This window comes from Acinetobacter sp. 1294596 (genome assembly GCF_000582925.1).
Lineage (GTDB): Bacteria > Pseudomonadota > Gammaproteobacteria > Pseudomonadales > Moraxellaceae > Acinetobacter > Acinetobacter radioresistens.
In genome coordinates, this window is record NZ_JFCC01000014.1 from 1 (window position 1) to 25,916 (window position 25,916).

Annotated in this window: 25 protein-coding genes; 17 read left to right on the forward strand and 8 right to left on the reverse strand. The window is 42.0% G+C overall.

The features are described 5' to 3' along the window. Positions 1 to 197: 197 nt before the first annotated feature. Positions 198 to 1,184, forward strand: coding sequence for an AraC family transcriptional regulator (locus J502_RS07165; RefSeq protein WP_005406299.1), 987 nt, complete (start codon positions 198 to 200; stop codon positions 1,182 to 1,184). 71 nt (positions 1,185 to 1,255) lie between these two features. On the opposite strand, the gene J502_RS07170 is transcribed toward J502_RS07165, so the two are convergent. The 6 genes from J502_RS07170 to J502_RS07195 form a co-directional block, all read right to left on the reverse strand. Then, entirely contained in the window at positions 1,256 to 2,599 is a 1,344-nt protein-coding gene (locus J502_RS07170) for an MFS transporter (protein WP_005026442.1), read from the reverse strand. Positions 2,600 to 3,071: 472 nt separating this feature from the next. Beyond that, on the reverse strand, positions 3,072 to 3,992 hold the full coding sequence (gene catA, locus J502_RS07175; protein WP_034683597.1) for a catechol 1,2-dioxygenase: 921 nt from the start codon (positions 3,990 to 3,992) through the stop codon (positions 3,072 to 3,074). A 101-nt stretch (positions 3,993 to 4,093) separates the two neighbouring features. Next, complete coding sequence (gene antC, locus J502_RS07180) at positions 4,094 to 5,128, reverse strand: anthranilate 1,2-dioxygenase electron transfer component AntC (RefSeq protein ID WP_034683598.1); 1,035 nt, start codon at positions 5,126 to 5,128, stop codon at positions 4,094 to 4,096. A gap of 10 nt (positions 5,129 to 5,138) precedes the next feature. Further along, positions 5,139 to 5,630, reverse strand: coding sequence for an anthranilate 1,2-dioxygenase small subunit (gene antB / locus J502_RS07185; RefSeq protein ID WP_005019796.1), 492 nt, complete (start codon positions 5,628 to 5,630; stop codon positions 5,139 to 5,141). Positions 5,631 to 5,632: 2 nt separating this feature from the next. Beyond that, positions 5,633 to 7,048, reverse strand: a complete 1,416-nt coding sequence (gene antA, locus J502_RS07190; RefSeq protein WP_034683600.1) for an anthranilate 1,2-dioxygenase large subunit — start codon at positions 7,046 to 7,048, stop codon at positions 5,633 to 5,635. Positions 7,049 to 7,213: 165 nt separating this feature from the next. Then, on the reverse strand, positions 7,214 to 8,026 hold the full coding sequence (locus J502_RS07195) for an IclR family transcriptional regulator (RefSeq protein WP_034683601.1): 813 nt from the start codon (positions 8,024 to 8,026) through the stop codon (positions 7,214 to 7,216). A gap of 253 nt (positions 8,027 to 8,279) precedes the next feature. Here J502_RS07195 and J502_RS07200 point away from each other — a divergent pair, with 253 nt between their 5' ends. From J502_RS07200 to J502_RS07265, 14 genes are all read left to right on the forward strand, one after another. Further along, entirely contained in the window at positions 8,280 to 8,585 is a 306-nt protein-coding gene (locus J502_RS07200) for a non-heme iron oxygenase ferredoxin subunit (RefSeq protein WP_005406223.1), read from the forward strand. Between the two features lie 27 nt (positions 8,586 to 8,612). After that, positions 8,613 to 8,912: a recombinase-like helix-turn-helix domain-containing protein gene (locus tag J502_RS07205; protein WP_005406435.1), complete on the forward strand. Its 300-nt coding sequence runs from the start codon at positions 8,613 to 8,615 to the stop codon at positions 8,910 to 8,912. 16 nt (positions 8,913 to 8,928) lie between these two features. Continuing rightward, positions 8,929 to 9,996: a Rieske 2Fe-2S domain-containing protein gene (locus tag J502_RS07210; RefSeq protein WP_034683603.1), complete on the forward strand. Its 1,068-nt coding sequence runs from the start codon at positions 8,929 to 8,931 to the stop codon at positions 9,994 to 9,996. Continuing rightward, on the forward strand, positions 9,989 to 10,753 hold the full coding sequence (locus tag J502_RS07215; protein WP_005406391.1) for an SDR family oxidoreductase: 765 nt from the start codon (positions 9,989 to 9,991) through the stop codon (positions 10,751 to 10,753). The genes J502_RS07210 and J502_RS07215 overlap by 8 nt, the downstream gene beginning before the upstream one ends. 11 nt (positions 10,754 to 10,764) lie before the next feature. Beyond that, positions 10,765 to 11,694, forward strand: coding sequence for a VOC family protein (locus tag J502_RS07220; RefSeq protein WP_005406467.1), 930 nt, complete (start codon positions 10,765 to 10,767; stop codon positions 11,692 to 11,694). Positions 11,695 to 11,724: 30 nt separating this feature from the next. Next, positions 11,725 to 12,936 carry an NAD(P)/FAD-dependent oxidoreductase gene (locus J502_RS07225; protein ID WP_005406249.1) on the forward strand — a complete coding sequence of 404 codons (1,212 nt, stop codon included), beginning with the start codon at positions 11,725 to 11,727 and terminating at the stop codon, positions 12,934 to 12,936. Positions 12,937 to 12,978: 42 nt separating this feature from the next. Beyond that, a complete protein-coding gene (locus tag J502_RS07230; RefSeq protein ID WP_032041355.1) occupies positions 12,979 to 14,202 on the forward strand; it encodes an MFS transporter in 1,224 nt (407 codons plus the stop codon). A 23-nt stretch (positions 14,203 to 14,225) separates the two neighbouring features. Beyond that, on the forward strand, positions 14,226 to 14,747 hold the full coding sequence (locus tag J502_RS07235) for a cupin domain-containing protein (RefSeq protein ID WP_000211626.1): 522 nt from the start codon (positions 14,226 to 14,228) through the stop codon (positions 14,745 to 14,747). Positions 14,748 to 14,783: 36 nt separating this feature from the next. After that, on the forward strand, positions 14,784 to 15,608 hold the full coding sequence (locus tag J502_RS07240) for an alpha/beta fold hydrolase (protein WP_005406352.1): 825 nt from the start codon (positions 14,784 to 14,786) through the stop codon (positions 15,606 to 15,608). A gap of 15 nt (positions 15,609 to 15,623) precedes the next feature. Beyond that, complete coding sequence (locus J502_RS07245; RefSeq protein ID WP_005406304.1) at positions 15,624 to 16,418, forward strand: SDR family oxidoreductase; 795 nt, start codon at positions 15,624 to 15,626, stop codon at positions 16,416 to 16,418. A 14-nt stretch (positions 16,419 to 16,432) separates the two neighbouring features. Next, entirely contained in the window at positions 16,433 to 17,224 is a 792-nt protein-coding gene (locus J502_RS07250; RefSeq protein ID WP_034683606.1) for an aspartate dehydrogenase, read from the forward strand. Between the two features lie 13 nt (positions 17,225 to 17,237). Continuing rightward, on the forward strand, positions 17,238 to 18,704 hold the full coding sequence (locus J502_RS07255) for an aldehyde dehydrogenase (RefSeq protein WP_005406444.1): 1,467 nt from the start codon (positions 17,238 to 17,240) through the stop codon (positions 18,702 to 18,704). A gap of 38 nt (positions 18,705 to 18,742) precedes the next feature. Further along, entirely contained in the window at positions 18,743 to 20,383 is a 1,641-nt protein-coding gene (locus J502_RS07260; RefSeq protein ID WP_005406221.1) for a thiamine pyrophosphate-binding protein, read from the forward strand. A gap of 155 nt (positions 20,384 to 20,538) precedes the next feature. Beyond that, the gene (locus tag J502_RS07265; protein WP_034683608.1) at positions 20,539 to 21,735 is read left to right on the forward strand and encodes a putative porin; all 1,197 of its coding nucleotides are present in this window, start codon (positions 20,539 to 20,541) and stop codon (positions 21,733 to 21,735) included. A gap of 101 nt (positions 21,736 to 21,836) precedes the next feature. On the opposite strand, the gene J502_RS07270 is transcribed toward J502_RS07265, so the two are convergent. Beyond that, on the reverse strand, positions 21,837 to 22,040 hold the full coding sequence (locus J502_RS07270) for a hypothetical protein (RefSeq protein WP_005026418.1): 204 nt from the start codon (positions 22,038 to 22,040) through the stop codon (positions 21,837 to 21,839). Between the two features lie 139 nt (positions 22,041 to 22,179). On the opposite strand from J502_RS07270, the gene def reads away from it, so the two are divergent. Together def and J502_RS07280 are read left to right on the forward strand one after the other, a co-directional pair. Then, on the forward strand, positions 22,180 to 22,659 hold the full coding sequence (gene def, locus J502_RS07275; protein ID WP_034683611.1) for a peptide deformylase: 480 nt from the start codon (positions 22,180 to 22,182) through the stop codon (positions 22,657 to 22,659). 357 nt (positions 22,660 to 23,016) lie between these two features. After that, positions 23,017 to 23,820: a thioesterase family protein gene (locus tag J502_RS07280; RefSeq protein ID WP_005026413.1), complete on the forward strand. Its 804-nt coding sequence runs from the start codon at positions 23,017 to 23,019 to the stop codon at positions 23,818 to 23,820. Positions 23,821 to 23,876: 56 nt separating this feature from the next. On the opposite strand, the gene J502_RS07285 is transcribed toward J502_RS07280, so the two are convergent. Continuing rightward, complete coding sequence (locus J502_RS07285; protein WP_034683612.1) at positions 23,877 to 25,910, reverse strand: esterase/lipase family protein; 2,034 nt, start codon at positions 25,908 to 25,910, stop codon at positions 23,877 to 23,879. Positions 25,911 to 25,916 lie beyond the last annotated feature (6 nt).

Genomic DNA, 25,916 nt, shown 5'->3' on the forward strand with positions numbered 1-25,916 from the left:
TAGCTATAATTTTTCTATTTAAGCTATGCTTTTATAATATTAATTTATACTTTAAAAGTATCATAATAATTTTAATTAAATCTAAAAATTAGTTTTATTTTATGGGGCAGATAATGTACAGTGAATTAATCAGCTTTGTTAAAGCTGGTACAGGAATTGCTTAAAAAACAAGTATGTTTTTAGCTAGGTGAATGGATATGGAATCACTCAGCCAACAGATGGATTTGAATCATTATTCTCGTAAAGCTGATTTTGCGCAAAGCTTGATGTCCCAAATCTGTGGAGAGCACCGTTTAGATACAACATGTCGCGATACTCTTGATTTTCATTATGACGGTTTAAGATTGCCTCATAAACATATGGCCATTGGTACCATCAGCTATGGTGCCAACGTTGCAATTAATATTTCTAAGCTGAGAGCTTATAGCATCAGTTTACCGATTCATGGTAAACAGGCATTGAATGTACATGGGGCAAAATATCTTTCGCATGAGACAAAAGGATTAATTGTTTCAAATGCAGAGTTACAGGACCTGGTCATAGATAAAGACTGTAAAAAAATTCAGGTAGTAATTCCGGAACAGAGCCTGCAAATGGTACTCGCAGACCTTTTAAATAGAAAAGTTGAGCAGCCCGTTATTTTTAATCCTGAAATGTGTCTGGATACGGGCCAGCTTATTGAAGCGTGGTGGAAAAATATACAGAACTTTTTACAGCTTAAGTCTCAATATACAGGTTTTTATGGTTTACAGATGCTGTCTGAAGATTATGAGAATTTTGTGATCAAGGCGCTGCTTTTATCGCAGGAAAATAATTATTCTCATGCATTGAAGGAGCTGTCTCAGCAGCGGGAGCCTTCTTATATTAGCAAAGTTCGGAATTTTATTGTGGCACATGCCCATGAAGAAATTTGTGCTGATGATTTACAGCGTTTAGCTGGTGTATCAAAATCCAAATTATATGAAGAATTCCAGTATTACTACGGAACCAGCCCGATGTCTTATTTGCGTAAATACCGTTTACAGCAAATCTATAAAATTTTAAGTAGTTCAGGTCATCACAGAAAACTTTCGATTTCTAAGCTTGCCTATGATTGGGGATTCAACCATTTAAGTCGTTTTTCTCAGGAATATCGAGAAGAATTTGGTGAAAATCCAAGTGAGACAAAGTCCAGAATTTTATAAACTTCTGGCACCTATAAAAAAGCTGATTTAGATAAAAATCTAAATCAGCTTTTATTTGTAATTTTTATACTCTAGACAGAACCTTCCAGTTTTAATGCCTGTCTGGTTTTTGCTTTTTCCTGCATAACTTTTAAACTTAATGCGATAAAAGAAATAAAGGTTGGAATTGCCAGAATAAAGAAGATGCCGCTCAGGCTCAGGTTAAATGTAAAGATCAGAGAACCGAAGAAAGCACCTAAAATTGCACCGATACGTCCAATTCCATGCATCCAGGAAACTCCCACGGCACGGCAGGCAGTAGGATAAAAGATTGCCGAGAGTGGAAGCAGAGAAGATTGTGCCCCTGCCAGTAATGCACCAATCAGAAAGATGGTGATGCCAAGCAGTAAGATATTTGAACTGACCAGACCGGCAATAATCAGTAAGGCAAATGCGCTCAAATATGAGTATTTAATAACAGTGGTTGGGTTCAACTTGTCCATATACCAGCCCATAAGTGTTGCACCAATGACTCCCCCGAATGGGAAGATGGCTGCAATCAGACTGAACTGTTGTGTGGTAAAACCGGCTGTTTTCAAGATGGTTGGCATCCAGCTGGTTAACAGGTAAAACACCAGCAAGCTCATGAAACAGCAAAGCCATAACATGCTAGAGCCCCAAAGATATTTACCTAACACCAGTTTGACTGGACTTTCACTGCTCTGGTTTTCAGCTTGAGTGAGCACCAGTTTGACAGGTTCAGCGAAACATTGGCCCTGAATATTTTCCAGAATATTTTGTGCTTTTTGCTGCTGGTTACGTTTGATCAAGTACTGAGTGGACTCAGGAAGCTTGAATAGAAGAAATGCAACAAGAATAAGAGGAATAGCTCCCCCAATAATAATTACTTTAGCCCAGCCTAGGCTTTCGAGCAAATAAGCAGAAAGTACCCCACCACAGGAAATACCCAGCATAAAACCACAGCCAGCCAGACCGGTTAAAAAGGCTTTACGTTTAACGGGCATGTATTCAGATACAATCGTACTAATATTTGGCATGGCTGCTCCTAAACCCACACCAGTAATGAAACGATAAATCATTAGTTCCTGAGTAGTGCTGGCAAAGCCACATAACACGGTAAAAATCCCGAACAGTAAAGTGGTCAATACAATTACTCCTTTACGTCCAAATTTATCTGCCATTGGACCAGAAATAATGGCACCAATTGACATACCGACTAATGCTGCACTTAATACAGGCGCCAGCTGTGGTTTACTGATGCCCCAGTCATCCAGTAATGCGGGTGCGATAAAACCAATAATGCCAGTATCTAATCCATCGCAAAAGAAGACCAGAAAACCCAGAGTGAATACGACCCATTGCAAGGGTGAAAGTTTGTCACGGTTAATTACAGTATTTGCATCTATTGTCTTCATACTGATTCCTTTCAAAATATAAAATGATGACACTCAAATTGTTGAATCTGGTTCATGCGGTACAGATCAAAATTTCTATAGAATGTATTAAAAAATAGAATTCGATTATTTTTATCAGCCTCATTATTGAGACTGCCCCAAAACCTTGACCATTACAGATCAATAACGCTTAAATCTTGTTGCCAGTGATCTGTTCAATCTCCTGTAAACTGACTAAATGTTTTTAGTTCATTACAGGATATAGCTATAAACGCTCTTTCCAATTGAACTCTTTTTAGCCATATTTCACTATCCAATAAATCCTGATATTCATCCGTTTTTTCCATATTGTTTTATCGGGTGATATTTATGAGTTAAAAAATAAAGTAAACATATAATTTAAGGTAAAAACCTGAATTAATTGAAAATTGGAATATAAGTATTTTTAAGAAGAAAAAAATCTGAGCCAGAAATTCTGGCTCAGATGAAGATATTAAGCGGCTACACGGCGTCGTTCAACTTCACTAGAAGGAGCAGCTTCTGCTTCTTTCACGAGCTCAACATTAAAAGTGATGTACTTGAATGGCTTGTCCAGTTCGCGACGGGCTATTTCAGCTTCATCAGTCACATCTGTTGCTGTCGCAACCAGTCCGTCACGGGTAGCAAAGGCAAAGTCATCCCACAGATACTCGTCACCTTCGATATTGAACTGTGTGGTGAGCTTGCGGTAACCCGGTGCCGATACAAAATAATGCACATGAGAAGGGCGGTTACCATGACGGCCGAGCTTGTTTAAAAGCGCCTGAGTAGTGCCTTCTGGCTGGCAGCCATAACCTACCGGCATGGTGGTCAGGGCAACATATTTACCATCTGCATCTGTAAGGATGGTACGGCGCAGGTTAAAGTCGGACTGGGACTTGTCAAAGAATGAATAGTTCCCCAGGCTGTTGGCATGCCAGACTTCTACCTTGGCTCCTTCAATAATATTGCCCTCTGTATCAGTAACTGTGCCTTCAATGATCAGAGTGTCGACCTTGTCGGACTCGGAGCCGTCATCCATACGGGCAAAGCCGACAGACTCAGGGGCACCGGCCACATAGAGCGGGCCTTCGATGGTACGGGGAGTGCCGCCAGTAATACCGGCCTTGGCATCTGCCTCATCGGCACGCAGGTCGAGGTAGTGTTCAAGACCGAGCCCGGCAGCGAGCAGGCCGAGTTCATTGGTCTGGCCTGCATCGGTCAGGTATTCGAGGCCTTTCCAGACTTCAGAGGGCTGGATGTCGAGGTCTTCGATGGCTTGGAACAGATCCCCGAGCAGGCGGACGACGACCTGCTGAATGCGCTCATCGACCGGGCCTTTGGCGGTATCGACATTCATTTGTTTTACGAGCGCATCAATTTGTTGACGGTTCATACTATCACTCCTTAAGTATGTATAAGACGCTAACGGGGGCTGACGAGAGACCAGCCTCTGAAAAAACATCTTGTTGTTATCTTTCCTTGGTACAACTTGTTTTATGGGCTATGGCTGGTATTACTCTGTAAAAATTTTTCGCTATAAATTCGATAATCCTGCAACTCTTCAATATCCAGCCAGCTTTTAACTGCCTCAATCATGGGTGGAGGACCACACAGGTACATATCAAATGCCTGCTCAGCGAGCTGGTCTCTATTTAAATGCTCCTGAATATAGCCAGTTTTTCCTGTCCATGTACTTGAAGCTTTAGTCACAATCGGCTGATAACTAAAGTTGGGAATACGTTCAGCATAACTCTGCAGCCGCTGCTGTTCACATAAATCAGCTTCACTATTTACACCATAAAATAGCTGAACGGCAGGTGTGTTAGGCTGTTCTGCGATATTGTCGAGCATACCCAAAAAGGCTGAAAGTCCGGTTCCACCAGCGATAAAAACCAGTGGACGTTCTACTTCGCGCAAATAAAAGCTGCCTAAAGGAGCTTCCATCATTAAGGTTTGACCAACCTCACAGCGCTCACGTAAGTAATTGCTCATTACTCCATCCGGCAACAACCGGATTAAAAACTGTAGCTGGTTAGAGTGATTTGGCCGGTTGGCAAAAGAATAAGAGCGCCAGTCTGGTGTGCCTGGAATCTGTAAGCGTGCATATTGTCCTGGCAAAAACTGTAACTGTTCCTTATGTATGCTGGCATCAAGGTGTAAAATTGCAGTTGTTTCAGAAACCAGCTCAACAGCAGTGACCGTGGTGGCAAGCTTGAGCGTGTCACCTGCATTACAGATATTTGAGTTATGGTCAAAATAAAAAGCAGCATTTGACATGACCCGGGTCTGACAAGCCAGCATTTTACGCTCAGCGAGATCCCGCTCGCTTAACGCATCTTCATCAACATAATCCTGCTCGTAAATGCCAGTTTCACACTGTCCCTGACAGGTGCCACATACACCTTCACGGCAGTCTAAGGGGAGGTTGATTCCCTGACGAACAGCCGCATCCAGCAATAGCTCGTCATCATTTACCGAGATAAAAAAAGTTTTACCATCTGCAAAGTTGAGTGCAACAGAATGCCCCATGTGTCACTCCTTATACATGATAAAAGTCGAGTACGGAATCAATCTTGTCATTAAGCAAGATAGTGTGCTGACGACGGATCCGAAACGTTTCTTCAGTTTTGCGCAGAATATAAGTTGCATGTCCGTAGAAACAGCCTTCCAGACCTTGACGGTTGTAGAGGGTCTGCCAGACAACATTTGCCTGAATTAAACCATCCTCAAGCATCTTGACCCGTATATTGTTAATACTGTGCAAAGTACGTGGCAGAGGAGTTGCAGATGCTGCTTTACCTGTACGGATACGGAATACCCGGTCTTCTAGTCCTGAACGGTCTGCATAATAAATATAAGACAAGCCCTGATTTGGATCCTGTACATAGGTATGGTCATCTATCCACTGTGGAATATGATATTCGCTGTCTTCATCATATAACTCGAGATAGTCATCCCATTCATAGGCATCACAAAGCTCTGCCTTACGGTAAAGAAATTGAGAAACGGCGAAATGGAGTTCTTGAGACATGATTACACCTCATCCGTTACAGTATGATTTTCATGAGTAATATCATGCAATTTTAAAGCTTTCTTTTTCAGGCCGTCTAACATTAACTGTTGCCAGTGACCATGCTGGTTCACATAAAGTCCTTCATGCGTGAATTCACGCCCGGTAATGACAGGCTCAATAGCCAAGTCCTGTGAATTCTGGGTAGGGCCATAACACCACGTATGGTGGCCACGTGAAATATCGCTCCAGCGTTCCAGACGTGCTTGGAAACCTTTCTGCTGTTCACGGAACTCGACCAGATCGTCGGGAGTACCTAGGCCGGATACATTAAAGAAATCTTCAAACTGACGAATGCGGTTACGACGAGCTTCGGCTGACTCTCCTTTGACCCCAATGCACTGACTGATTACTTCTGTCTTGTTCCAGGCGACCGGGCGTACGATTCGTAACTGCGAGCTGATCTGGTCCATAAAAAACAGACTTGGATAGAGGTTTAAGTTTCTGAGACGGTGCATTGCCCACTCAGCACGTTTTGGACCATACTTCTCGACCAGATAGGGCATGACTGTCTCATATCCAGGGCGGACCGTCGGGTTCGGCATATCACTAAATAAAACGCTATGACCGTTTTTAAAGCTAAACCAGCCATCATCAGTTTCATTATCACCCGCACCCAGCTTGCTATAATCAAGAGTATCAAGGTCACTACCTTTGGCTGCATTGACCTGCTGGCGATGCTGTACAGTCGAAACATAATTGTAGTGAACAGTACTGACATGGTAGCCATCTAGGCCATTTTCATTTTGCAGTTTCCAGTTACCTGCAAAAGTATAAGCCGACTTACCCTGTAACACTTCCAGTTCACCGGTAGGTGACTGCTCGACCATCAGGTCGAGAAATACTTTGGCATCACCTAAAAAGTCTTCGAGGCTATCTGTAGCCTGCACATCCAGACTAACAAATATAAAACCACGATAGCTGGCAATCCGGCCCTGCTTTAGACCACGACTGGATTTGTCAAAATCTTCACAATATTCACTTGGTGCTTTAACCTTAACCAGACGACCATCGGACTTATAGCACCAGGCATGGAACGGGCAGGAGAAAGTAGACTGATTGCCTTTGGCAACCCTGGTTAATGTTGCTCCACGATGTTCACAGGCGTTAACCATAGCATGCAGTTCACCCTCACCATCACGGCTGATGATGATAGGCTGTCGGCCAATCTGAACAGTTAGAAAGTCATGGTTATTGGGAATTTCACTCTCATGACAGGCATAAATCCATACTTTTTCAAAAATGAATTCCATTTCAAGATCAAACAATTCTGGCTGCGTGAACATATCACGCGCTATACGGAAAACCCCGTCATTTGGACGAAAATCAATGCATCCTGCAACGAAATCCTGCCATTCAGTTACGCTACGTGAGGCCATTTTGTAATACTCCATTCAATCAGCGCTTTTCTTGATTGAACCGCGATTACCATTTGGCCTCTATCCGATTTTTCCAGAACTTTATCCAGTTTTTGCAGAAACGTCTTTAAAGCACTATATATGCAAATAAAAGAAGAATTCAGCGATGATATAACTTGCTTGAGATCAATAAATAAATTTTGAAATTTTATTGGCAGATGCAGTAACCAGATTCGCAATTTTGTCTTTAAATACATTTTCATCATAAGTACTAAGAGGACAGCTCACTGATAAAACTGCAACCATTTCCTGTTTAGACTGTTTAAAGATAGGAGCAGCACAGGCAGCCATATCATGATTAAAATGACCCCAGATCACCATAAATTTTTGTTCACGTACTAAATCAAGTCTAGCTAGTAACTCTTTTAAATTTTTAGGTGTGCGCTCGGAAAAGGACTTCCAGTCCTGAAATTTGCTATAACGCTGCCGTACCTCGTTCTCAGGCAAACTTGAAAGTAGATATTGTCCAATTACTGTAGCATGAGCTGGCCATCGGGTTCCCACCTGTAAAGTACTCGTAAATGCCCCAATAGCCTGAACATTATGAATAAAAATAATGTGTGTTCCTTCAAGAACAGACAGATGTGCAGCAACCTGAGTTTGGTCCCGCAGTTCTTTCATGATAGGTGTAGCAAGATCGGTCAGCGAAAGTTTGGACAAGCTGTTAAATCCGAGCTCCATAACTTTTGAGTCTAGGGCATAGGTCTTGGCACTGGATTTTCTAAGATAACCTGATGCCTCAAGCGTGTAGATCAGGCGAAAAGCGCTCGAACGGTTCACATTTAGAATCTCTGCAATTTCAGAGATAGTCATTTCACTTGCTTCCTGATTAAAAGCCTGCAAAACAGCCAGCCCTCGGACTAGGCCTGGTACCAGATATCGTTCCTCATTCTTATTGTTTGAAAGGTCTTCAGTTGTATCGTCTAGTGCAACAGTCATGATGAAATTACTCAAACCAGTAAATTTTAATATCGTTTCAGGTTCATTGTAATGTTAAAGAATAATTAAAACAATTTTTACATATAAAACTTTTGATTCTATTTAAAACAAAATTATTTTAATAAAAATCTTAAATATTTGATTATTAGTAAAATATAAAATTTGACATAAAAAATAATTTAAGGGTATTCTTTTATAAAGTTTCTTATATTAAATATTGTTTTATATACAAAACAAAATGAGGGCGTAAGGTATGAGTTGGATCTCAGTTTGTCAGCAGGGTGACGTTAGCGAAGATGAGCCGAAAGCCATCGAAGTTGAAGGGAAAAAAATTGGTATTTTTTTTGTCGATGAAAATTACTTTGCTATCGAAAATGTTTGCCCTCATGCGTATGCCTTATTAACTGAAGGATTTATCGAAGATCAGACTGTTGAATGTCCATTGCACGAAGCAATTTTTGACATTCAGACAGGTGAGCTAAAAAGTGGACCAGGGTGTAGAAACCTATGTACGTACCCGGTTCGTGTTGAAGGACAGGATATTCAAATTCAACTCTAGTCCTCACATGTACAAGGAAGCAGAACAATGAAGACATTTAATGAAAAGTTGGCAAGCTGGATTCATGCAACGCCGGCAACCGAAGCAGGTATCAACAATATTCAAGTTCCAGGTCAATCTGAATTGTTGGTTTGGCAGACACGTTATAAAGAACCAACCCTCTACGAACAGGATTTTGTAAAGAACTTGATACAGGTATTTTCTGCGGGCGCAACTGAGTTAGATGAGGTTGTTTCTGCCCTTAATCAACAGGGTTTCCGCAGTGAATCTGGTGATGAATGGACTTCTGCAAGCTTTACAGAAGAAATGCAACGTTTAGGTTATTGATTCAGGGAAGAATAAAATGAACGCAATCGTATCAACTTCACAAAGCGCTGAAGAATATTTAGAACTTGGTTTACGTGACCAATGGCATCCGGTTTTAGCAAGTTGGGAAGTGGCTGCTAATCCAGTCGGAATTACCCGTTTGGGTGAAAACATTGTGGTTTGGCGTGATGCCGAAGGTCAGGTTCATGCACTTGAAGATCGCTGTCCACACCGCGGTGCTCGTCTTTCCCTTGGTTGGAACTTAGGCGACCGAGTTGCTTGTTGGTATCACGGTGTTGAAGTTCGTGCTGATGGTGTGGTTGCTGATGTGCCAGCAGTTCATGAATGTCCAATGACTGGAACTAAATGTTTAAAGAACTATCCGGTCATTGAGCAACATGGTGCAATCTTCATCTGGTTTGATCTTGATGCAAATGAATCGCCAAAACCGCTTGAGTTTCCAGAGCAACTTGCAAGCGAAGAGTGGAGTGCGTTCCTTTGCCAAGCAGACTGGAAAGTAAACCATCAATACGCGATTGATAACGTGATGGACCCAATGCATGGGACCTATTTACACGCGACATCGCACTCGATGGCAGATGGTGAACGTACCGCAGAGATGAAACACCGCACAACTGAAAATGGTTTTATTTTTAAAAAAGAAGGCCAAACAGGTGTGAACTTTGACTGGGTTGAATATGGTTCAACAGGTGCAAGCTGGTTACGTCTTTCAATTCCTTATCGTAAACAATTTGGTCCAGGTGGCGAATTCTGGATTGTGGGTTATGCAACACCGATTGATGCCAACAATACTCGTGTATTTTTCTGGCGCTGCCGTAAGGTAAGTGGATGGCAACGTAATGTATGGCGCTTCTTATATCGCAATCATTTAGAACAGTTGCATTGGGATGTATTGGAACAAGATCGCATTATTTTAGAAAACCTTGCACCAAATGCACGTGCAAGAGAATTCTTATATCAACACGACGTTGGGCTTGCACGTTTACGCCGCTTAATGAAGAAAGAAGCCGAGAAGCAATTAAAGAAAATTGCTGCGCTAAATGCATCAAACCGTATCGAGATGCAGGAAGAAGCTCATGGCTAATGTAGCGTTGCTGCAAGGCAAAAAAGTTTTAGTGACTGGTGCTGCGCGTGGTTTAGGCCGAGATTTTGCTCAAGCCATTGCTGAGGCTGGTGCTGAAGTTGTAATGGCAGATATTTTATCTGATCTCGTGCAACAAGAAGCACAAGCCTTACAAAAACAAGGACTCAATGTCTATTCAGTCACTGTTGACCTTGCCAATGCAGTTTCTATCGAAAATGCTGTCACAAAAAGCGTTGAGCTATTAAATGGTTTAGATGGCCTTGTGAACTGTGCTGCGCTGGCAACTAATGTGGGTGGAAAAAATATGATTGATTACGATCCTGAACTTTGGGATCGGGTCATGAATATTAATGTGAAAGGCACATGGCTCATTAGTAAGGCATGCGTTCCACATTTAAAGCAATCGGCCGCCGGCAAGATTATTAATGTTGCGTCAGATACAGCACTTTGGGGCGCACCGAACCTGATGGCTTATGTTGCAAGTAAAGGTGCAATTGTTGCCATGACACGTTCAATGGCAAGAGAGTTGGGACAGTTCAATATCTGTGTCAACACCTTGTCACCGGGCCTTACTCTGGTTGAAGCAACCGAGTATGTGCCACAGGAACGTCACGATTTATATGTCAACGGAAGAGCGATTCAACGTCAGCAACTTCCACAAGATTTAAATGGAACAGCATTGTATCTACTGTCGGATTTGTCCTCTTTTGTGACAGGTCAAAATATTCCGGTCAATGGCGGTTTTGTCTTTAACTAAGGAGTAGTCAAATGATTACAGGGATCGAGATTTTAAAGTTTGGAGTTGAAGATAGAGCCGCTTCAAACAAGTTTTTAGCAGATTTTGGTTTAAGCCAAAGTAGTTCGGATATTGAAGGTACTGATCTTTACCAAACCCAAAATGGTAGCAAAATTTATTTATTTAATTGCGATGATGAGCGTTTGCCGACTGCTATTGAGCAAGGTTCAACTTTACGTGAAGTCACGTGGGGTGTTGAAAGTAATCAAGACCTTGAAAATTTGGCAGCTCATTTGGCCGATGTAGACGGTTTTAAACGTACTGAAACAACTGTTCAGTGTCTTGACCCCAATGGTATGACCATTCGTTTTGAACAAAGTTTTGTAAAAGAAGTACCAGAACTTAAAACGCAAGGCATTAACCAATACGGTAATATTCAACGTGTGAATGCCGCAAGTCCTGTCTATGAAAAAGGACAGCCTGTTGCGATTGGACACGTGGTATTTTTTACTCCTGATCTGGCAACCACCGAAAAGTTTTACATTGAAAAATTAGGCTTTCATTTATCTGATGCCTACAAAAAACGTGGTGCATTCTTACGTTGCCGCGGTGAAGGTTATCACCATGATTTATTCCTGCTCAGTGTTCCAAATAAACCTGCTGGCTTAAATCACGTTGCATTTGTAGTACGTGATATCCATGAAGTGATTGGGGGCGGTTTACATATGAACCGTTCGCAGTGGTCAACTTTTATCGGGCCAGGACGTCATCCAATTTCTTCTGCTTATTTCTGGTACGTCAACTCACCATTGGGCGGTGCATTTGAGTATTACACTAACGATGACTATTTGACAGAAGAATGGCAGCCACGTACAGAAGAACATTGCCTTGAACTTTTTACCGAATGGGCAATCGAAGGCGGTTTGGATAACACTACTCGCCGTCAGGTGAAGTCTTTGTAAAAAAATGCCTGAGCCAAGGAGAGCAGAATCATGGAAAGAATTGTAATTGTGGGAGCCGGGCAGGCTTCTGGCTGGGCCGTAAGCACATTACGCCAAAATGGGTTTTCGGGTGAAATTCATGTGGTCTCTAATGAAGAACAGGTCTTCTATGAGCGGCCACCTCTGTCTAAACAGGTCCTGTCTAGAGAGGCTGATTATGAAAGCCTAAGCTTATTCTCAGCTGATCAAATTGAGAGCTTTAATATTCAGTGGCACAAACCGGCTTTTGCTACACAGCTAGACCGTCAGCACAAACAGGTCATACTGCAAGATGGTAAAACTCTACCTTATGACAAGTTACTGATTGCTACAGGCAGCCGAGCACGGATACCAGTAAAAACCTGGCAGTTTATTCCTAATGTACTGACTTTACGAAATGTGCAGGACTGTGAATATTTGGCTGAACGTTTAGAAAAGGCAAATAAGGTAGCAGTGGTGGGTGGTGGGTGGATTGGTCTTGAAATCGCCGCTACTGCGCGAAAACAGGGCAAGCAAGTGCATGTTTTTGAATATGGCGACCGTTTGTGTGCAAGAAGTGTAAGCCCGGAAGTTTCTGCATTTTTAAAAAATATGCATGAGGCTCAAGGCACAAAAATTCATTTAGACAGCAAGAGCCTTCATTTGGTGGAAGCACCAGATCAAAAAGTTGAAGTGGTGAACCATCCTCAACATAGCCAGTTATTTGATTGTGTTGTAGTGGGTGCAGGTGCCGAAATTGCGAAAGAGTTAGGCGTGCACGCTGGGCTCGATGTGAAAGATGGCATTGTAGTGAATTGTTTTGGGCAAACCTCAGATCAAGACATTTATGCCGCAGGTGATGTCGCGATTCATCCGGGTTTGGGCTATTGCATTCAGTCTTGGGCAAATGCACAAAATCAGGCGATTGCAGCTGCGAAATCAATGCTCGGAATTGAAACTGAATATACCGATATTCCTTGGCTTTGGTCTGATCAATACCATTTTAATATCCAGATTTTAGGAACGTATCAACCTGAAAAAACCAAAGAAATGGTGATTCGCCAAGGCGGTGAAGATCAGGTGAGCTATTTATATCTGGACCATGAAAATCGCTTGCTGAATATGATAGCCATTAATGACTCGAAGTTAATCAAGCTGGCAAAGCGTTGGATGCAAGCCAACACCGTTTTAGATCCAAAATTATTAGCAGATGCTGAATTTAATGTCATGAAGTTAAAACCGTAAACATTAAATCTGGTTCTCATTACCAAATCGAAGGAATGACACATGAGTAATGAAGAAAAAAGTGGATTAAAGCATTGGGTGCCTGCTTTTGTCCTTATGGTGTGTGTAGTACTGGCCTTTTTCGACAAGATCAGTATTGCGGTTTTATTTTCAGACCCACATTTTCAAAGCTCGATGGGAATTGCTGAAGATAAAGCCAAGCTCGGATGGCTCATGACAAGCTTTTTACTTGCTTATGGGTTTTCATCAGTCTTTCTAAGCTTTTTAGGCGACATTTTTAACCCAAAGAAAATGCTGTTCTGGAGTGTGACTTCTTGGGGTTTACTCATGCTTTGCATGGGCTTTACCACAAGCTACTCAGGCATGTTGATTTTACGTGTTTTACTCGGTTTGGCAGAAGGTCCGCTATTTGCTTTGGCATACACCATTGTTAAGCAGACTTATACAGACCGTCAGCAGGCACGTGCCTCAACCATGTTCTTACTGGGTACACCGATTGGTGCATTCCTTGGGTTCCCAATTACGGCAGCCGTTCTTGCACACCACGACTGGCACACCACTTTCTTTGTGATGGCTGCGCTCACACTCATTGCAATTTTAAGCATTGTTTTTGGTCTGCGTAACTTACAGCTCAAGAAAACTGTTGAGCTTGAAGGTGAAAGTAAACGTACTAACTTCAAAGGCCATATCGCCAACACCAAAGTACTTGTGAGCAATAGCGCGTTCTGGTTGGTGTGCTTATTCAATATTGCCTTAATGACTTATTTGTGGGGCCTAAACAGTTGGGTTCCTTCTTATCTCATGCAAGACAAAGGATTCAACCTCAAGGAGTTTGGGGTGTATTCAAGCTTTCCATTCATTGCCATGTTAATTGGCGAAGTGGTTGGTGCGTTTTTATCTGACAAATTAGGCCGCCGCGCAATTCAAGTATTCAGCGGTTTATTACTCGCGGGCATCTTCATGTATGTGATGGTCATTATGACCCAGCCATTATTGATTATTGCTGCCATGTCTTTAAGTGCGATGGCATGGGGCTTTGGAGTAGCTGCGGTATTTGCTCTGCTTGCCCGAGTAACCACCTCAAATGTAGGTGCGACAGCGGGTGGAATATTTAACGGTTTAGGCAATTTTGCAAGTGCAATTGCACCTGTACTGATCGGTTACATCGTGATGCAAACACATAGTTTTAATTTGGGAATTACCTTCTTGGCTGCAGTCGCTGTCATTGGGTCGTTGTTCTTGGTTCCTCTTTTAAAACGTTATTAATTCACTGTATAGGAGTTTAAAAAATGACTACACAACAATTCGAATCGTGGAAACAGCCAGAAGGTGCTTCTTTAGAAGATTGGTTAAATACACGTATTGCTCGCTTTGAGACTCGTAAATATGACTTTGAGGCTTTGAAGTTCCAAGCCGATTACGACCCGAAATATCGTCGTGCTCAAATGCGTTATATGGGTACGGGTGCAACTGGTGTTGCAAATGACAGCAACACTGTACCGGCAGAGAACTTTACGTTTTCGACTATGGTGCTACCACCACAGTGTGAAGGTCCTTTGCACATTCACCACGACGTTGAAGAAGTTTTCTTTATGCTCCGCGGCGAAATTGATTTGTTTATTGAGCACAACGGCGAGAAATTCCAGACCCGCTTAAAAGAGCGTGACCTGATTTCAATTCCACCGGGGATCTACCGTGGTTTATTTAACCCAGGTCAAGAAGATGCCTTGATGTGCGTGATGTTGGGAACAGGTAAACCAACAATTCCTAACTATCCACCTGAGCATCCATTGTCTCAAATCAAACGTTAATTGTTTGATGAAGTGAATAAAGGGAAAGAATTAAAAATGATGACACTCATTGAAAAGTTAGCAGAATTTCCGGTGAAAACGGTCAATGTTCAAGGCCAGCAGCAAGCTTATCGGGAAGCTGGTCAGGGCGAATACCTTGTGCTGTTGCATGGCATTAGTTCAGGTTCTGCTTCATGGGTAAACCAACTTGAAGTGCTGTCTCATCATTTTCATGTCATTGCCTGGGACGCACCGGGCTATGGCAAATCAGATGAACTTTTAACGGATCAACCGAATGCGACCGACTACGCAAAGCGTTTGGCAGCATTGTTCGATGTTTTAAAAATTGAAAAAGCAATTGTAGTGGGACACTCCTTAGGTGCCTTACAGGGCAGTGCATTTGCTGCACTTTACCCAGAGCGAGTGAAACACTTGGTGGTCGCTAACTTGGCGCAAGGCTACCAACGCCACGATGAACAGACACAAATTCAGGTTTTTGAAAAAAGACCAAAAATGTTGAAAGAACTCGGTGCTAAAGGAATGGCTGAAAGTCGTGGACCTCATTTGATTTATAAACAAGAGCCACAGGCCTTAGCTTTAGTTTCAGAAGTGATGCAGCAGTTGACCCTACAGGGTTTCACACATGCATCGTACTTACTGGCATATGACGAAATACGTAATTATTTAACCGATTTAAAAGTCCCCTGCACAGTCATTGCAGGGCAGCAAGATCAAATCACTCCTGCGTTAGGTATACAAGAGCTTGCTCAGGAATTGCAGTTGGAACAGCGCTTCGTCATAGAAGATGCAGGACATTTAAGTTATGTCGACCAACCGCAAGCATTTAACCAAATTATGTTGACGATTCAGGAACAATCGTAAGAGAGATTAAGGATTATGAGCTTCCAAGTTGAAGGAAAAGTTGCAGTTGTTACCGGTGGCTCATCTGGGATTGGGCTGGCTGCTGTTGAAATACTGGTTGCAGAGGGTGCAAAAGTTGCTTGGTGTGGTCGCGATGAAGAACGTCTAAATGCTTCAAAGCACTATATTTTAGAAAAATTTCCACATGCCAATATTTTTACCAAAGCATGTAATGTGTTGAAAAAAGAAGAAGTTCAGCAATTTTCTAAAGACGTCAAACTCAATTTGGGCAATGTGGACATGCTCATTAACAATGCTGGGCAAGGTCGTGTTTCAAATTTTGAAAATACGCAAGATGAAGACTGGATGAAAGAAATCGAGCTGAAATATTTCAGTGTTTTACATCCGGTAAGAGCTTTTCTTGACGACTTAAAACAGTCGGCAAATGCCTCAATTACCAATGTGAACTCATTACTGGCATTGCAACCGGAACCGCACATGATTGCGACTTCATCTGCACGCGCTGCATTGTTGAATTTAACCCATTCTCTGGCGCATGAATTTACTCAATATGGCGTTCGTGTGAACTCGATTTTACTTGGAATGGTCGAATCTGCGCAGTGGAAACGCCGTTATGAAACCCGTTCAGATTTAAATCTGTCATGGGAAGAGTGGACCGGCAATATCGCAAAAAATCGTGGCATTCCTATGCAGCGCTTAGGCCGCCCAGAAGAGCCTGCACGTGCTTTAGTTTTCTTGGCATCACCATTGGCATCTTACACCACAGGTTCGGCAATAGATGTCTCAGGTGGTTTTAACAAACATTTATAAATACAGGTGCTGTCATGAAAAAGTTGATGATGATTGGTTTTGGCGCAATGGCAGCAGAAGTGTATGCCCACTTGCCTCAAGATCTGCAACTTAAATGGATTGTCGTGCCATCTCGCAGCATTGAGAAAGTTCAATCACAAGTCTCATCTGACATTCAGGTGATTTCAGATATTGAGCAATGTGATGGTACGCCAGACTATGTCATTGAAGTGGCAGGGCAAGCAGCAGGGAAAGAACATGCTCAAAAAGTTTTAGCGAAAGGCTGGACTATTGGTCTGATTTCGGTGGGTACTTTGGCTGATAACGAGTTTTTAATTCAGCTTAAGCAAACTGCTGAAAAAAATGATGCCCATCTGCATTTACTTGCAGGGGCTATCGCAGGCATTGACGGTATTTCTGCGGCTAAAGAAGGTGGTTTGCAAAAAGTCACTTACAAAGGCTGTAAAAGCCCAAAAAGCTGGAAGGGCAGTTATGCAGAGCAATTGGTCGATTTAGACCATGTTGCTGAACCTACGGTCTTTTTCACAGGAACTGCCCGTGAAGCTGCGACCAAATTTCCTGCTAATGCCAACGTTGCAGCAACCATTGCACTTGCAGGGCTTGGAATGGATGAAACCATGGTTGAGTTAACTGTTGATCCAACTATCAACAAAAACAAACACACCATTGTGGCAGAAGGTGGCTTTGGACAAATGACCATTGAACTGGTGGGCGTGCCGTTACCAAGTAACCCCAAAACATCAACTTTGGCTGCGCTTAGCGTGATTCGTGCTTGTCGCAACAGTGTAGAAGCAATACAGATTTAAGAAGGATTTGATCATGGCAAAGGAAATTTATATTGCAGGTGAATGGCGATTAGGCCGTGGTGCAGTCATTCAAAGCCTGTTTCCGGCAGATCAGTCGGTAAATGCTGAGCTTTCAACAGCAACGCTTGAAGATGTAAATGAAGCAATTGAAAAGGCAGATCAGGCTTGGCGTGAACCGAGCTGGAGAAACAGCTTGCCGCATGAGCGCGCACGTATTCTCTATAAAGTTGCAGACATTATTGAAGCGCGTGTAGATGAATTATCGAAACTGCAAACCCGTGATAATGGGAAGCCTTTAACCGAAACTCGTGGCTTGGTGATGAGCGCGGCGGCAACCGCACGCTATGTTGCTGCGGCATGTGAAACGCTAAATGATGAGCTCACCACTCAACGTGCTCCAGACTTTATGACCATGAGTGTGCATGAACCTGTAGGTGTTGTGGCAGCCATTACCCCTTGGAACTCTCCAATTGCGAGTGAGGTTCAAAAGCTTGCTCCAGCTTTGGCAGCAGGAAATGCCGTGGTGTTAAAACCAGCAGAAGCAACTTCACTCATTGCTTTAGAGCTTGCCAAAATTTTTGAAGAAGCAGGTTTACCAAAAGGCTTACTTAGTGTGTTAGTGGGACGTGGTTCTGTGATTGGTGATGCCATTGCTCAGCACCCATTGGTTCGTAAAATTTCTTTTACAGGTGGAACAACCACGGGGCGTCATTTGGCACACATTGCCGCTGACAAACTCATTACCACTTCGCTTGAGTTAGGTGGTAAGTCACCAACCATCGTTTTACCGGATGCAGATGTCGAATTGGCAGCTAAAGGTGTGGCTTACGGTATTTTTAGCTCAGCAGGCCAAGCGTGTATCGCAGGTTCTCGCTTGTTTATTCATAGTAGTCTTTACGATCAGTTTTTAACGCGTTTGGTTGAAATTACCAAAGGCTTACGTGTGGGCCATCCGGAACAGGAAGGAGTGCATTTAGGACCACTGGTCAATGACAAACATTTGCAGTCAGTTGATCGCTATGTGCAACTTGCTAAAAGCGAAGGGGGTCAGGTTCTGATTGGTGGTGAGGCACTTACGACTGGTGACTATGCCAAAGGAAGCTATTACTTACCCACCATTATCACGGGCTTAAATAACAGTGCTCAAACCTGTCAGGAAGAAATTTTTGGCCCTGTTTTAGTCGTTATGAAATATGACAACGAGCAAGATTTAATTGCCCAAGCCAATGACAGTTGTTTTGGTCTCGCCGCAGGTATCTGGACTGAAAGCTATCGCAAAGCTTGGCGTATTGCACGTGCGTTAGAAGTGGGAACGGTATGGATTAATACCTACAAAAAGTTCTCGATTAGTGCACCGTTTGGTGGTTTTAAAGACAGTGGAATCGGGCGCGAGAAAGGCCGTTTGGGCATTTTATCGTACATGCAACAAAAGAGTATTTATATGGGGCTGAATGAACAGCCTAACCCTTGGTGCGATTAATAAATTCAAGGACTGAAAACAAATTTTGAGGAACAGACATGACTGAACATGTAAATGTAGGCGAAGCAATCGCAAGAGTATTAGAAGCGCACCAAGTTAATAGTATTTATGGTGTTATTTCCATCCACAATTTACCTATTGCCGATGCAGTGGGTCGTCGTGAAAAAATGCGCTTTGTCGCAGCCCGTGGTGAAGCGGGTGCGGTCACTATGGCAGATGCACACTCACGCTTTAAAGGGCTAGGTGTAGCGTTGACCAGTACGGGCGCTGGTGCTGGTAATGCCGTAGGTTCACTGATTGAAGCAATGAATGCGGGTAGTCCTGTATTGCATTTAACGGGTCAAGTTGAACGTGAATATCTCGACCGTGATGCAAGCTTCATTCATGAAACTAAAGACCAACTTACATTCTTGCGCGCATCAAGCAAAGCAGCGTTCCGTATCACCAGTCCAGACAATGCTGTTGGTGTAATACGTGAAGCTATTCGTGTTGCAACTACAGTTCCAATGGGACCTGTCAGTGTTGAGCTACCAATTGATGTACAAGCAGCAGAAATTGATTTGCCACTTAACCTTGGGCCAGTCAAAGCACTTGAGTTACCACAGGCAGAGCAAGCTGAAATTGATCTTCTTGTAAGCGAAATCAAAAAAGCAAAACGTCCGATTTTCTGGATTGGTGGTGGAACTTTAAACAGTGTTGCTGAAGTTAAAGCAATTGCAGATTTAGGTATTCCAGTTGTTTCATCGACTCATGCTCGTGGGGTGTTGCCAGATGATCATCCACGTAGCTTAGGTGCGTTCCATAACTCGGCAGGTGTTGAGCAATTATTAAAAGATGCTGACCTGATGGTAGTGGTGGGTTCTCGTTTACGTAGTAATGAAACCAAAACTTATTCGGTTGAATTCCCTGAAAACATTATTCAGGTAGATGCCAACCCAGTGGCTCAGCAACGTAATTATAAAATCCGCAACTTCATTTGTGGCGATGCCAAAGATGTCTTAACACGTGTGTTAGAACAGCTTCAAGGGACTTCAAAAATCGATGCCGATTATGATGCTGCTGTAGTTGCTGCTAAACAGTCTGCTATTGATGCACTGCGCAAGCAAATCGATCAATACGCTTTAATTTGTGATCACTTACGTGCAGCTTTACCTCAAGACGGCATCTTTGTACGTGACATTACCATGTCGGGCAGTACATGGGGCAGCCGTTTATTTCCTGTACAAGCACCAAACCAAAACATCCACTCACTCGCGGGTGCAATTGGTTTAGGCCTTGCAACAGCAATTGGTGCTTCAGTTGCTAACCCTGACAAAAAAGTAATTGGTTTAGTCGGTGATGGCGGCTTAATGCTTGGTATTGGTGAGATTGCAACCATGGTGCAAGAAAACACCAATATGGTGTTAATGATTATGAATGACGGTGGTTATGGCGTAATGCGTGGCATTCAAAATAACTACTTTGGTGGTCGTCAGTATTTCAATGAATTACATACACCTGACTACAAACTTCTTGGCGAATCAATGGGTGTGAAGAGCTGGAAAGTTGGCAGTGCAGAAGAGTTTAAAACGGTTATTCAAGAGGCTGTTGCTTTTGAAGGGCCAACCGTGATTGAGCTCGATATGAACTCGATTGGACCATTAAACTTCGCTGGTCCACCGCAAAAGAAACTGTATTAACCAGTTTGGATGGTTTAGTACATATGCTATGGGAGCTGCTAAGCCATCCTTTTTTTAGATAAATTTTTTTGTCTAAAAAACAATAAAAACGAAGTTTTACAGGTAAAGCAAATAAAGTTCCAGCAGGACGCTGGAACTCAATCAAGGATGTAGAGATGAAAAAGACTTCATTAATCATGGCATTCATTGCACCGCTTACGCTGGGGATAAGTGTAAATGTATTTGCAAAAGATTCATTGCTTGAATGGAAAAGTGCTGACGGCACCGACTCATTAAAGTTAGGTGGATTGGTTCGTTTAAATCAGCGCTATGAGAGTTGGGATAGCCCTAACCGTGGAATAGGTAAACTTGATTTTGATATTTTTAGAATTGATTTAAAAGGTACTTTTGATGATGCATATCTAAACGCGAGTTATATCATTCAGGATCAGGAAAAAACATCAATTGAAAAGGCATATGTTGGTTATAACCTAGATGTCAATAACAGCATTGAAGCGGGTCTGGTTTATAAACCTTTTACGATTTATCCCTATCCGCAAAATGGCTGGACTTACCACATTCCATTTTTTTTAGGTTATGGCAACAATATTGCACCGGGGATTAACTGGAATTATCACGACAAAGATTGGGATGTAAAACTCGGTTATTACCCGCAAATGTTAGAAACGAACTTGCGTTATTCACCTGAGAGTGCAACTTATGATGACTTGGCAGGGAATGCATTTCCATCTCAAAAAGCCTATCAAAATGAAAAACGTCATCAGGTTAATACTCGCATTGTTCGCAAGTTAGAAACTGATTTTGGTAAACAGGAGTTTGGTATATCGGGTGCAATTGCACAATTACATAATAATATTACCGATAAAGACGGCAAATATTATGCAGTCGGTTTGCATACTGAAAACAACTATAAGCGCTTTAACTTACAAAGTTCGGTCATTCACTATCAGTACGATGCTAAAAATCCGGATGGTGTAAATAGTGATATGACTTTGATGGGGGCAAACGGTTTAACGCCGGCATACTTTATAGCCTCTGAAGGTTCAGTTACGAGTTTAAATCTGGCCTACACATTGCCGGTTAAAGATTTTGGGAAATTAAAAGCTATTCGTTTTTATAACGATTATAGCTATTTAGATAAAGCTCGTAATGACTGGTCCGATTCACAAATGAATACAACAGGAATGATGTTTATTGCATCACCATTTATGGTTTGGGCAGATTATACGTGGGGTAAAAACTCCAATATTATTGGTGGTTCAACTAACTCAACAGGCTATACCTCTGCAACTTCACCAAATAGTGATAAATGGCTATACCGTATTAATTTAAATCTTGGATTTACTTTTTAAACTACTAAAAGGATTAAAGGCCAAGCTTAAAAAATGGCCTTTAATTTTATTAATGGCTTAAAAATAGATGAATCTGTCAAGAACTCTATTATATTTAAAAATTAATAACGCAGGAAATAAGGTAAAACGGCAAGCACTAAACCAATACCGCCCAACAGGAAAAGATTCTCTACAAAATAGGGAAAAATGATCAATATCAGGCCGCAGACTAAGGGAACAGTCATACTCTGTTTCCTGCCATATAAGAAATAGCCTAAACCAATAGAGCTAAAGAGCACTCCAAGCAACAGTTGTGTAGCGGTCATAAACTTAACCGATAATATTCTATATTTATTTTATAATACGAGAAATTGAAGAGGGAATGTAGCTGCTTCCGTCATTTTTAATTTATTGTAAATCAAAATATAAATGTCTATTAATCGCAGGGAGAAAGAGGGATGAGGGATGAGTATCAGCTTGCCAGTAGCCCAGCGTGGTGAAAAAGTTTTAACTTTAAAAGCTGCAGAAGTTTCAGAAAATGAATTTAACACTGAATGGCTAAGGCAGCTTGCTCAAGCTATGCACACGACTATGCTTGAGCAAAATGGAGTAGGAATTGCAGCACCACAGGTCTATATCTCTAAACGTATTATTATTGTAGCATCACGCTCTAATCTACGTTATCCCGATGCACCGGAAATGGAGGCAGTAGTGATGGTGAACCCGGAAATATTAGAATTTTCCAGAGAAACTTGTATGGGAGAGGAAGGCTGCCTGAGTGTACCGGATGTGCGGGGTACTGTAGAGCGGGCTGAGACAGTTAAGCTGCGTTATTTAACTTTAGAGGGTGAACCAGTAGAAACAATATATAAAGGTTTCCCCGCCCGGATCATACAACATGAGATTGATCATCTGAACGGAATTTTATTTGTCGAGCGGTTATAGTAATCCAATGGTTCATCTTAGAATTCTATATTTATAAATATAAAATTAATTATATAGAAATAAATTTTTAAAATAGCCTAAGTATAAAAATCTGTTTTTATAAATATTTACGTCTACAATTTTTTGAAATGGGTAGGTTCACGTAAAAATATTGATTCTAATTTTTAGAACTCCTGAGTCATAAAATACAGTAAAAGTGCAGTTTTTTGCCTAACACTTTTCAAGCAGTTATGTTTATTATGAATATTAGTGAACTAAAACTATGTATGTTTTATCAATACAGCTACTTACTTTACCAAGCCTAAAATACCCAGAAAACATGTGGGCAAGATAAACTAAAAATGGATAAGGAAATTTATGTCAGCTTATTATCAGTTACTTGAGCGTAAACAGAATCAGGATGGTACGGTTACAACATTCTATAGCTCTAATCGGCATGCGCAAGGTGCATGGAATCCGCATGAACAGCATATGGCGCCTGCAACCGGAATTATGTGTGCTGAACTGGAACAGTTTATGCCACGTGATGATATGCGTATCGGTCGAATTAGCCTGGATATTTTTGGACTCATCCATTTTGGTGATTTTTCAATTACTTCTCGCGTCATTCGTCCTGGAAAAACGATTGAGCTGATCGAAGCAGAAATGCAAGCTGGAGGGAAGACCTGTATTGTGGCGCGTGCTTGGCGTATGCTGAAAGCTGACTCTTCAAAAGTGGCAGGAATTGAAGATCAATCTGTCACACATCCTGAATCGCTACCCGTTTGGGATGGTATGAAGCGCTGGCCAGGTGGTTATATTGAAAGTATCGAGGCACGTACCGATGAAAACCACCGGGCAGGTAAAGGTACGGTCTGGCTAAAAAATGAACTTGATATGGTTAACGATAAATCTACTACTGATTTTGTTCGTTTACTCGGGATGGTTGATACAGCGAATGGAATAGTGCCACGTCAGGAAGGCAATTTTGAATGGGGTTTTCCAAACCTGGACTTGCAGCTGCATTTATACCGTATTCCACAAGGAAAATGGCTGGGCATAGAAGCTGTACAACAGTATGGAGAAGATGGTATCGGTTTAACTAGCGCTGTATTACACGATACCCAAGGGCCTTTTGGACGCAGCGAACAGATACTTACCTTAAGAAAAATGAAAGCTTGAAATTCAGTAGAGCAAAAAAATGGGCCTTTAAGAGCCCATTTTTTATAAGTTTATATTTAGGGTGACTCAATTTTTATTTCATCAGGATGGTAAAGACCCAGTTCAGTTAAATGCTGTCTTAGAATATGGCGCAGTTCAAGAATAGTTTCTGGCGTCATTTGAATAGAATGGCCACCTTTAAAGATTTTTTCAGAGGCCGCGCCTTCTAGGTGAGCACTTTGATAGGTAACTACACCATCTGTAATCACATTTGGATCTTGACTGTCTGTATTATTTCCAAGAATTGAATGATATACCAGACCATCAACAGGCATCACATCTTCAGTCAAGTCAATAAATTTAGATTTATAGCTTAAATTGCTTGGTCCATTCTGAATTAGTGAGCGATCAACCTGCTGTAAGATATCCTTAATACTCAAGTCATCATTTCGTAGAGATTCGCCAATTGCATTTACGAAAGTACCTGGTATGCGGATAATTTTACGTGCTGCCAAGGTAAACCAACGATCAGCATATCTAGTTCCTTTATGAGGAGTTGCCAGAAATACAGCGCGAGTAAAATTATTGATAGGTTGCAGGCGTAGACGCTCGCGAATCATGGGCTCATTTCGATACTGTACCAGCTGGTAAGAGTTCATTTTCTGAAGTGCTGTTTCTGAAAGGTCAGCCTGACTTACCAATAAGCGGCTAATAATACCTCCCATACTATGACCAATCAGAACTGCATCTTTAGCAGAGGGAGCATTTGGGTCAAGATTCTTGAAAGCTTGCTGTAGCAAGGCATAGATCTGAAAACGACTTTCAATGATTGGCATATTGGTAGAGTAGAAAACTTGCCATACCTGATAGTGTTCACGTAATACATTATCACCCATAATGTCGTTAGTTACTGCAATCCAAGCCTCTGGACTGCTAGCCAGTCCATGGACCAATACGATCACTTTTTTGTCCGGGTTATAGGGCTCAAGCATGTATAAATGCGGCATAGTTAAATCTTGCCGCCGGTCAAGCAGGGTAAGATAAGCCGCAATCCCCAGATTATTCTGAGCCAGCCACAAACCGTAAGGTGCAGAAAAGTTGGCCGCAAGTGGATAATTTTCACCTCCTACTTTAACTTTCTCGGTACTGTAAGGATCATATACATTTAACTGAAAGTGCGGACTGTTTAATATTTCTTCTATACTGCTCTCTGTCTTTGGCTGAGCTGTAATAGTTACTGCTAGATAGCGAGCCTTATGAATATTCGGATTTACGCCATTTTCATAAGAAAAGTTCATTGGGTCAAGGATATATTTATCTACTTCCTTACGCTCTTCCTGTGGTAATACTACAACAAACTCAGAGCCAAAACCGTCACGACGGTTAATTGAGCGTAGCCCTGAGAAGTTAAGGTTATAACTTGAAAGCAATTGTTCTAATGGCTGGTTTTTAAGCTGTGGGTATTGATCTACATTAATAGTGTAGATACTTTTACCCACCTTAATTTGGGGTGAAACCGTTTTACTAGGATGGCGTAAACTATAAGTTGTAACCAGCTTTGCTAGCGCCTGGTTATAAAAATCACGAATCTGTACCTGACGGTTATCAAAAATCCGGTCTTCAGGATGGCGTTCTGTTTTAAACAGATAGGCATAGCTATAACGGATGCTTTTGTCCAGAAGATTCAGCTGTTGATCCAGACACTGATTATAATTCTGTTCCTGTAATTTTCGCTTCTCCATAGCTTTAGTTGAGTCACCTTTACTCTTTGGTGCTGTGCATTCGGCTCCTCCAGAAAGTTCAAGCGACTTTGCCAGATATATCTCACTAGCAGCGGAAAGCATCTGCTCATCCATGATCTGTGGAATCTGCTCGAGTTCTTTAATACACTCATCCGGCTTCTCAGTACAGGCCTCAGCTTCACGTCCCGTCATGGACAATACGTTCAGACTGGCCTCACTCATCCGGTCACGGGTTAAAATGCTATCGCGTTCATTTGCGATACTGATATTCAATGCTTGCTGTTTAACACTGACCACCTGGCAACCGCTGAGCAGCACAACGGATAGGGTAGATAATAGCCAGATTCTATTTATTTTATTTCTAAACATGGGCTG